Here is a 9,424-nt window from a genome sequence, read left to right as displayed (position 1 = left end):
TTGATTTTCAAACGCCGCGATCCGAAACCGACCCTGCGCGCGCTGGCCGAGTTTCTGTGGCCGCGGGGTGGTTGGACACGTGCGTTTCACTACGTCAAACACCGGATGCGGCGGCTGCCCGACAGCCCCGAGCGCATTGCGCGCGGCATTTGGGCCGGGGTCTTTACCACCTTCACGCCCTTCTATGGTCTGCACTTCATTGTGGCGGCACTAATCGGGCGGGTGATGCGGGCCAATATCCTCGCCGCCCTTATGGCGACCTTCTTTGGCAACCCGCTGACCTATGTGCCCATCGGCATCGCGGCTTTGCAGACCGGGCATTGGATCCTTGGCGCGCCCGTGGCCCCGAAAGAGCATCGCTCCTTCGGGGGGAAGTTTCTGGATGCAGGCCGCGATCTGCAAGAGAACTTTGTCGCGATTTTTACCGATAGCCAGATGGATTGGACGGGGCTGACCGCCTTTTTCCATCAGGTCTTCTACCCCTATCTGATCGGGGGCATCCTGCCGGGAATGATCTGCGCCTCTATCGCCTATTACATCTCGGTGCCGGTGCTGCGGGCATACCAAAAGCGGCGCCGCGGGATGATCAAGGCCAAGTTCGAGGCGCTCAAGCATAAGGCGGCGCAAAAGGCCGAGGCCAAGCGCCACGCGGACTGAGGCTTTCAGGGCATCAATTTTCCGGAAAAACCGCTTCCCCCTATGGGGTTGGCGAAATTTCCGACCTATGGTCGGGCAAGTGATGCAAGGGGAATCGAGATGGCGGATCAACCAAAGCTGAGATTGGGCGTGAACATTGACCATGTAGCGACCGTGCGCAACGCGCGGGGCGGCGCCTATCCCGACCCGCTGCGCGCGGCCAAGATCGCGGAAAAGGCTGGCGCCGATGGCATTACCGCGCATCTGCGCGAAGACCGGCGGCATATCTCTGACGCCGATATCGAAGGGTTGATGGAGGTGCTTTCCGTCCCGCTGAACTTTGAGATGGCCGCCACCGACGAGATGCAAAAGATCGCCCTGCGCCACAGGCCCCATGCCGTCTGCATCGTGCCCGAAAAGCGCGAAGAGCGCACCACCGAGGGCGGGCTGGAAGTCGCCCGCGAGGAGAACAAGCTGGCCCATTTCATCGCGCCCCTGCGTGAGGCGGGCAGCCGGGTGTCGATCTTCATCGCCGCCGAGCCTGCGCAGATCGAAGCCGCCAATCGCATCGGCGCAGAGGTGATCGAACTGCACACCGGCGCCTATTGCGATGCCTTCGCCGAAGGCCGCTGGGACGAGGCGGACGTTGAACTCAACAAGCTGCGCGAGATGTCGAGTTTCGCAGCTTCCCTCGGGCTTGAGGTTCATGCCGGACACGGGCTGACCTATGACACGGTGACCCCCATCGCCGCCTTTCCAGAGGTGCGCGAACTCAACATCGGGCACTTCCTGATCGGAGAGGCGATATTCCTCGGGCTGGAACCAGCCATAACCGAGATGCGCCGCCTGATGGATGAGGCCCGCGAGGGCTAAGCCCGCCGGTCTTCGGTGGCGGAAAATCACTCAAAGGATGCCTTCTTCTGGACCCAAAACGGCTTTGACTGCGTTAGGCCGCCAGACTGGTTAACAAACCTAAGGAGGCACCAATGAGCGACCATATCGACACACTGAAAAAACTCCACACCCGCCTGATCGACAGCCGCGACGGCTATCGTGAATCCCGCAAGCAGGTCTCGGATGAGGCCGCCTTCGTCGGCTTCTTCGACCAGCGCATCGCTGAGCGCGAGAAGTTCCACACCGAGTTGCACCGCCAGTTGGGCGTCGACGGCGTGGATGTCTCCGAAGAAGGCTCCGCCGCTGCATCGGCCCACCGTGGCTGGCTGAAACTGCGCGACGCGGTAACCGGCGATAACGAAGCCGTCTATGACGAGATCATCAACGGCGAATCCGCATTGGTCGAAAACTACGACGATGCGATCAAAGCCACCGCTGGCCGCCCCGGTTATGAGTTCCTGACCGAGCAGCGTGCCTCGGTTCAGCGCGCCATTGACGAAGCGAAAGCCGAGAAGGCCCGCCACGCCGTCGCATAAGCGCCGCGCCTTGCCACAAGTTTCAACGCCGTCCCGCCCCAGCGAGGCGGCGTTTTCTCGTCGTATTGCTGCTTTTCCTCGGCCCCGCCGCATGATCTATTGAGGGCAAAGGGCGCATCGGCCCCGTCACGCGATAAGAATGGCCCCAATGATCCTCGGCATCGGTACTGATCTGGCAAATATCGAGCGTATCCAAAGCACGCTCGACCGCTTTGGCGATCGTTTCCGCAATCGTGTTTTTACGGACGTCGAACAGCGTAAGGCCGAGCGTCGCCGCGATGTCGCGGGAACTTACGCCAAACGCTGGGCCGCGAAAGAGGCCTGTTCAAAGGCGCTTGGCACCGGGCTGCGCATGGGCATTGCATGGCGCGACATGGCGGTCAGCAACCTGCGCACCGGCCAACCCGTGATGGAAGTGACCGGTTGGGCCGCCGACCGTCTGGCCGCGATGACCCCGCCGGGGCATGAGGCGATCATCCATGTCACCCTGACCGATGACCACCCCTGGGCGCAGGCCTTTGTCGTGATCGAAGCGCGCCCCCTTGCCGATTAAGACCCCCCAGACTGGCGCGCCCCGCCGTTTCGCGTCATATGCACGCGGGGCAGGCCGATCCGGCCCCGCGTCACTTGACTTGGCCCGCACGGCCCCGCATGTAACCCCAAACCGATATGTCAGGAGCGCCGCATGGCCGCTAAGGAAAAAACCGGCAACGCCTTTGTCGAAACCATCAAGACAATCTTCTGGGCGCTGCTGATCGCGGGTGTCTTTCGGACCCTGTTCTTCCAGCCCTTCTGGATCCCTTCGGGGTCGATGAAAGAGACGCTGCTGATCGGCGATTTCCTTTTCGTGAACAAAATGGCTTACGGCTATTCCTACGCGTCTTGCCCCAGTCTGATGCTCCCCGGGGTCGGGATAGAGATCGACGCCAAGGATGTCTGCGGTGTGTTCGACGGCGACAACGATCGGCTTTTCGGATCCGAGCCTGAGCGCGGCGATGTGGTGGTCTTCCGTCACCCCGTATCGGGCCGCGACTACATCAAACGTCTGATCGGTCTGCCGGGGGACAAGGTGCAGATCCAAAACGGCGTTATCAGCCTGAACGGTACCCCGGTCAAAGTCGAAGATGCAGGCACCTTTGAAGAGGTCATGGCCCCGCAAGGCCCGCAACAACTGCGCCCGCGTTGCGAAAACGGCCCCGTCGGGCAAGGCGGCACCTGCGTCAAAAGCCGCCAGATCGAAACGCTGCCCAATGGCGTCTCGCACCCGATCTTGAACATCACCAACCAGCAGTCGGACAACACGGGCGTCTATACCGTGCCTGAGGGGCATTACTTCTTCATGGGCGACAACCGCGACAACTCTGCTGACAGCCGGTTGGCGCAGCGCGCAGGTGGCGTGGGTTTCGTGCCGTTTGAGAACCTCATTGGCCGCGCGGATCGCATCATGTTCAGTTCTGCTGGGCGTTCGATGCTGTTCTTCTGGACATGGCGCAGCGACCGTTTCTTCGAAGCTGTCAGATGAAGCTGAGCGGAGACCTCAAAGCCTTCGAGGCGCGGATCGGCCACCACTTTGCCACGCCGGACGTGCTGGTGCGCGCCGTGACCCATGCCTCCATGTCCTCGGCCAATCGCGACGACAACCAGCGGTTGGAGTTTCTGGGCGACCGGGTGCTGGGCCTCGTCATGGCGGAGGCGCTGCTGGCGCTGGATCCCGGCGCGACCGAGGGGCAGTTGGCCCCGCGGTTCAACGCATTGGTGCGCAAGGAAACCTGCGCCGATGTGGCGCGTGAGATCGATCTGGGCAAGGTGCTGAAACTGGGCCGGTCTGAGATGATTTCGGGCGGGCGGCGCAAACAGGCGCTTTTGGGCGATGCGATCGAAGCGGTCATCGCCGCCGTCTATCTGGATGGCGGATTTGACGCGGCCAAGGCGCTGGTGCTGCGGCTCTGGGGCGACCGGCTCAAGACGGTTAAAGAAGACGCCCGCGACGCCAAAACCGCGTTACAGGAATGGGCACAGGCGCGCGGGCTGACCCCGCCGCGCTATGTCCAGACTGACCGCAGCGGCCCCGACCATGCGCCGGTCTTTACCATTACCGCGCGGCTGGACAACGGCGCCGAAGCCGCCGCCACCGCGCCCTCAAAACGCGCCGCCGAACAGGCCGCCGCCACCACGCTGTTGCGGCAATTGGAGAAGAACTCATGACCACCCGTGCCGGATTCGTCGCCCTGATCGGAGAGCCCAACGCGGGCAAATCCACGCTGCTGAACCGCATGGTGGGGGCCAAAGTCTCGATCGTGACCCATAAGGTCCAGACCACCCGCGCCCGCATCCGCGGCGTGGCGATGGAGGGCGACGCGCAGCTTGTCTTCGTCGACACGCCCGGCCTGTTCCAGCCGCGCCGCCGGCTTGACCGTGCCATGGTGGCTGCCGCTTGGGGTGGGGCTGCCGATGCCGATGTGATCGTGCTTTTGATCGAAGCGCACCGTGGCATGACCGAGGGTGTGGAGCGTATCCTTGTGGAGCTTGGCAACATCGCCAAGGGCCGCCGCGTGGCGCTGGCGATCAACAAGATCGACCGCGTTGAGGCACCTGTGTTGCTGGGTCTGACCGAAAAGATGAACGCAGCTTTCGATTTCACCGAGACTTTCATGATCTCCGCCGAGCGTGGCCACGGTATCGACACGCTGCGCCAGTGGCTGGCCGGAGAGGTGCCGGAAGGCCCGTGGCTCTATCCCGAAGACCAGATCGCCGACCTGCCGATGCGCAACATCGCGGCCGAGATCACCCGCGAAAAACTGACCCTGCGGCTGCATCAGGAACTGCCCTATCAGCTCACGGTCGAGACCGAGAATTGGGAAGAGCGCAAGGACGGCTCGGCCCGGATCGATCAGTTGGTCTATGTCGTGCGCGACGGTCACAAGGGCATCGTGCTGGGCAATAAGGGCGAGACGATCAAGGCCGTGGGCAAGGCCGCCCGCGAAGAGCTTGAAGAGTTCTTGGGCCGCAAGGTGCATCTGTTCTTGCAGGTCAAGGTCCGCGCCAATTGGCTGGAAGAGGCCGAGCGCTATTCCGAGATGGGCTTGGATTTCAAAGATGGCAACGACTGAGCGTAAGGGCCAGCCATGCCGCGTCTGACCGCGCGTTTCTGGGTCGACGCCTATCTTACCCGGCTGCGTTTGCAGGATATCCCGGCCTTTGTTGTGGCCCATGGCGATGACACGGGCGGCGCGGTGCTGGTGAAACTGGCGACGCTGGACAGCAATGCGGTGCTGTTTCAACGCTCTTTCGATCTGATGACTGGCGACCGGAAGTGGATAGAGCTGGCTTCGGGCGACGAGGCTGAGGTTGACGCCACCGTCAGCCGCCAGCGCAGCTTTGACCCAGACCTCTGGGTGATCGAAGTCGAAGACCGGCAGGGCCGCCACCTGTTGGACGAACCGGGGCTCACCTGATGGAATGGCGCGATCAGGGCATCCTGCTGAGCGCGCGGCGACATGGCGAAACCTCTGCCATCATCGAAGTCTTCACCCCCGAACAGGGCCGCCATGCCGGGATCGTGCGCGGCGGCACCAGCCGCAAGATCGCCCCCAGCCTGCAGCCCGGCGCGCAGCTTGATCTGGCATGGCGCGCGCGGTTGGAGGACCATATCGGTGCCTTCACGGTCGAGCCTTTGCGCAGCCGTGCCGCGGTGGCCATGCAGGACCGTCTGGCGCTGGCGGGGTTGAACGCGGTGACCGCGCTTTTGTCCTTTTGCCTGCCCGAACGCGAGCCGCATCCGGCGCTCTACCGCCGCACCGAAGCGCTGCTTGATCTTCTGGGGCAGGGGGAGGTCTGGCCGCTGGCCTATCTGAAATGGGAACTGCGTCTGTTGGAAGAGATGGGCTATGCGCTTGATCTTGAGGCCTGCGCGGTAACTGGGCTGAGCGAAGAGCTGATCTATGTCTCGCCAAAATCGGGCCGCGCCGTCTCCGCCAAAGGCGCGGGGGAGTGGGCGGATCGGTTGCTGCCGCTGCCGGCTGTCCTGCGGGGCGGCACCGGGAGCGATGCGGAGATTGCGCAGGGGCTTGTTACAACGGGCCATTTCCTTGCCGCGCATCTGGCGCGCGATCTGGGCGGCAAGCCATTGCCCGAAGCCCGCGCGCGTTTTGTCGATGCCTTCAGTCGGCGGCTTTGAAGATCAGTCGTTCGCCGCTGTCATCCGACAGAATCAGCGTGTCGGCCAACACGTCTGAGATCGTCACATCCCCCAATGCATTCAGAAACGCTGCCTCTGCCGCGAGGTCTGGGCAGGCGCGGCGTGTGGCGGCGATATGGCCCGCGTCGAACCACGGGTAGGGCGCCGTCATCGCGGCGCTATAGGCGTTGCAGGGGGCCTTTCCTGCGATCTTGCCGGTCTCGGGAAAGGTGAGCGTGGCGCGGGCGTCGAAAGGGGTGCCGTCCAGTTCCACCAAGGTCCAGGTCTTATCGCCCGCCCCGTAGGCGCGGACGGTTTCATCCCCTTGGCATTGCGGCAGGGCGCTGAGGGCGGCGAGGATCAAGAAGCTGCGCATGGGCTGTCCTTTGGGTGGAAACGCTGCCTATGTCCCCGACATAGGCAGCGCATGCAACCCCGGAGCGTCAGCCCAGAAGACGACGCGCGATAACCTGCGCTTGGATCTCCGCTGCACCCTCAAAGATGTTGAGAATCCGCGCATCGCATAGCACCCGGCTGATCTTGTACTCCAGCGCGAAACCATTGCCGCCGTGGATTTGCAACCCGTTGTCGGCGGCGGCCCAAGCGACCCGCGCGCCGAGCAGTTTCGCCATGCCAGCTTCGACATCACAGCGCCGGCCAGCGTCCTTTTCAAACGCGCTGTAATAGGTAAGCTGCCGCGCGATCATCAGTTCCACCGCCATCATCGCCAGCTTGCCCGACACGCGGGGGAAGTTGATCAGCGCCTTGCCGAATTGCTTGCGGTCTTGGGCATATTGCATCGAGATATCGAGCGCGGATTGCGCCACGCCAATGGCGCGGGCGGCGGTCTGGATGCGGGCGGATTCAAACGTCTCCATCAGTTGTTTGAAGCCCCGGCCCTCTTCGCCGCCGAGCAGGTTCTCGCCCTTCACTTCGAAACCGTCGAAGCCAAGTTCGTATTCCTTCATGCCGCGGTAGCCGAGTACCTCAATCTCTCCGCCGGTCATGCCGGGGGTGGGGAAGGGGTTGGCATCGTCGCCGGGGGTCTTTTCGGCCAAGAACATCGACAGACCGCGGTGGTCTGTGGTCTCAGAGTCGGTCCGCGCCAACAGTGTCATCACATGGGTGCGCGCGGCATGGGTGATCCATGTCTTGTTGCCGGTGACCTTATAGTCGTCCCCGTCCTTGACCGCACGGGTGCGCAGGCTGCCGAGGTCCGACCCGGTGTTCGGCTCAGTGAAAACCGCCGTGGGCAAAGTCTCGGCGCTGGCGATGCGGGGCAGCCATTTCTCTTTCTGCGCGTCGGTGCCGCCGCAGAGGATCAGTTCTGCCGCGATTTCCGACCGGGTACCGAGCGAGCCGACACCGATATAGCCGCGCGACAGTTCTTCGCTGACCACGCACATCGACGCTTTGGTCAGGCCCAGACCGCCGTATTCTTCGGGAATGGTCAGGCCGAAAACCCCCATTTCGGCCAGTTCTTCGATCACCTCAATGGGGATCAATTCGTCTTTCAGATGCCAGTCATGGGCGAAGGGCTCGACCTTTTCGACCGCGTAGCGGCGGAACTGGTCGCGGATCATTTCAAGCTCTTCATCAAGCCCGCTGACGCCAAAGGTCACATCGGCGCTGCGCTCCTGCATCAGTTCCACCAGACGGCTGCGCGCGGCTTGGGTGTTGCCGCTGCGGGTCAGGGTGGTGATCGCAGGATTGTCGAGCGTGGCCTCATCCTCAGCACTCAGCCCCAAATCTTGCAGGCGCAGTATCTCGCCTTGGTTCATCTGGATGCCGCCGCGCATCTGACAAAGGTATTCGCCAAAGCCGATCTGGTGCAGCAGTTGCTCGACCTCGCCAAAGCGCCCGTCATCCTGCAGCCGTTCAGCCCAAAGCTGCATCTGTCGCAGCGCTTGGACATAGGTGGCGAGCCATGCGAGCCCGTGAGCGGCGGTTTGGTTGGCCTCGATCAGCTTGGCCGAAACGCGATCCCCCTCGCTTACCTGTGCGCGGACGGCGGCGGTGGCGGTTTCCAGCAGCCGATCCAACGGCGGCAGCGTCGCGCCGGTGAGCCCGATCAGATCGTCGAGAATTACGCTATGCATCGTCATATCCTGACCATCATGTGCCATGAGCTGTCCTTTCTTGCTTGGGGAAGACATAGACCTTTCGCAGTCGCAGCACAACAAAGATACGTTTAACCGCAGCATTTTGTTTTAATCTTGCGCGCGTATTTTCGGCGTGCAGCTGCCAGAGGGGGTGCTATGTAGCGGTATGGACAGTATTTTCCCCTTTCTCACCCCGTTCGAATTCTATGCTGCACTTGCAATCGGCCTCTGTGGCGGGTTCGTGAAGGGCGTTGTTGGTTTTGCTCTGCCGCTCGTGCTGATTTCTGGTCTCACGACCTTTATGGCGCCCGAATTGGCGCTGGCGGGGCTGATTCTGCCGACGGTGCTGGCCAATGCGTTCCAAGCGCTGCGGCAGGGGCCGCAGGCGGCGCTGCGTTCGATCCGGTTGTTTTGGGTTTTCTTGGTTTGCGGCGGCGTGATGCTGGTGCTCTCCGCGCAGATGGTGCGGCTGGTGCCCGCCACGGTGATGCTCTTGATGATCGGGGTGCCGGTGGTGCTGTTCGCGCTGCTGCAACTGTCCAAGCATAAATTCCACCTGCCGCAGCGCTCGGCCAAGGTTGAGGCGCTGGTGGGCGGTTTTGCCGGGGCCGTCGGAGGGATTTCGGGCATTTGGGGGCCGCCCACGGTGGCCTATCTCACCGCGCTCGGGACCGAGAAACATGACCAGATGCGAATCCAAGGTGTGATCTACGGGCTGGGCGCCGTGGCGCTTTTGGCGGCGCATATCGGGTCGGGGGTGCTGAATGCGCAGACATGGCCGTTTTCGGCGCTGCTGGTCCTGCCGGTGATGCTGGGCGTCTGGCTGGGCAGCAAGGTGATGGACCGGGTGGACCCGGTGCTGTTCCGCAAGATGACGTTGCTGGTGCTGATGGTGGCGGGGTTGAACTTGATCCGTCGGGCGATCTTCTGAGCGGGTACGGCACGGCCAGCTAACATCAGCCTTTCCCAATGGGTTGGCGATCTGGCAAGGTTTGGCCCGCGCTAGGCGGTGCACATCGTGGGCGCGGCATAGTGGCAAGAGGCGAGACAGATCGCCGACCAGTAGGCAGGGTTGGCCT

The 9,424-nt window shown here is 62.7% G+C and carries 12 protein-coding genes; 10 read left to right on the top strand and 2 right to left on the bottom strand.

Annotated features, from left to right (window positions below; genetic code table 11):
* The 9 genes from K3758_RS15925 (at position 1) to recO (ending at position 6,243) form a co-directional block, all read left to right on the top strand.
* Entirely contained in the window at positions 1-657 is a 657-nt protein-coding gene (locus K3758_RS15925; protein WP_067627702.1) for a DUF2062 domain-containing protein, read from the top strand.
* Between the two features lie 99 nt (positions 658-756).
* Positions 757-1,509 carry a pyridoxine 5'-phosphate synthase gene (locus tag K3758_RS15920; RefSeq protein ID WP_067627712.1) on the top strand — a complete coding sequence of 251 codons (753 nt, stop codon included), beginning with the start codon at positions 757-759 and terminating at the stop codon, positions 1,507-1,509.
* A gap of 113 nt (positions 1,510-1,622) precedes the next feature.
* Positions 1,623-2,066, top strand: coding sequence for a PA2169 family four-helix-bundle protein (locus tag K3758_RS15915; protein WP_259946509.1), 444 nt, complete (start codon positions 1,623-1,625; stop codon positions 2,064-2,066).
* A 148-nt stretch (positions 2,067-2,214) separates the two neighbouring features.
* Complete coding sequence (gene acpS, locus K3758_RS15910) at positions 2,215-2,619, top strand: holo-ACP synthase (RefSeq protein WP_259946508.1); 405 nt, start codon at positions 2,215-2,217, stop codon at positions 2,617-2,619.
* Between the two features lie 132 nt (positions 2,620-2,751).
* Complete coding sequence (gene lepB / locus K3758_RS15905) at positions 2,752-3,588, top strand: signal peptidase I (RefSeq protein ID WP_259946507.1); 837 nt, start codon at positions 2,752-2,754, stop codon at positions 3,586-3,588.
* A complete protein-coding gene (gene rnc / locus K3758_RS15900) occupies positions 3,585-4,271 on the top strand; it encodes a ribonuclease III (RefSeq protein ID WP_259946506.1) in 687 nt (228 codons plus the stop codon). The genes lepB and rnc overlap by 4 nt, the downstream gene beginning before the upstream one ends.
* Entirely contained in the window at positions 4,268-5,176 is a 909-nt protein-coding gene (gene era, locus K3758_RS15895; protein ID WP_259946504.1) for a GTPase Era, read from the top strand. Before rnc ends, era begins: the two co-directional genes overlap by 4 nt.
* A 15-nt stretch (positions 5,177-5,191) precedes the next feature.
* A complete protein-coding gene (locus K3758_RS15890; RefSeq protein ID WP_259946502.1) occupies positions 5,192-5,521 on the top strand; it encodes a DUF1491 family protein in 330 nt (109 codons plus the stop codon).
* Complete coding sequence (gene recO, locus K3758_RS15885) at positions 5,521-6,243, top strand: DNA repair protein RecO (RefSeq protein ID WP_259946500.1); 723 nt, start codon at positions 5,521-5,523, stop codon at positions 6,241-6,243. Before K3758_RS15890 ends, recO begins: the two co-directional genes overlap by 1 nt.
* Here the strand turns inward: recO and K3758_RS15880 are convergent.
* Both K3758_RS15880 and K3758_RS15875 read right to left on the bottom strand, forming a co-directional pair.
* Positions 6,227-6,619 (bottom strand): META domain-containing protein, encoded by a 393-nt coding sequence (locus tag K3758_RS15880; protein WP_259946498.1) that lies wholly within the window; start codon positions 6,617-6,619, stop codon positions 6,227-6,229. The two genes, recO and K3758_RS15880, sit on opposite strands and share 17 nt — an antisense overlap.
* Before the next feature lie 67 nt (positions 6,620-6,686).
* Positions 6,687-8,369 carry an acyl-CoA dehydrogenase family protein gene (locus tag K3758_RS15875; RefSeq protein ID WP_259946496.1) on the bottom strand — a complete coding sequence of 561 codons (1,683 nt, stop codon included), beginning with the start codon at positions 8,367-8,369 and terminating at the stop codon, positions 6,687-6,689.
* A 142-nt stretch (positions 8,370-8,511) separates the two neighbouring features.
* Between K3758_RS15875 and K3758_RS15870 the strand changes: the two genes are divergently transcribed.
* Complete coding sequence (locus K3758_RS15870) at positions 8,512-9,276, top strand: sulfite exporter TauE/SafE family protein (protein ID WP_259946495.1); 765 nt, start codon at positions 8,512-8,514, stop codon at positions 9,274-9,276.
* Positions 9,277-9,424 lie beyond the last annotated feature (148 nt).

The organism is Sulfitobacter sp. W002 (assembly GCF_025142135.1).
Lineage (GTDB): Bacteria > Pseudomonadota > Alphaproteobacteria > Rhodobacterales > Rhodobacteraceae > Sulfitobacter > Sulfitobacter profundi.
Note: the sequence above shows the minus strand (reverse complement) of the source record. Positions and strands in the feature narration are given on the sequence as shown.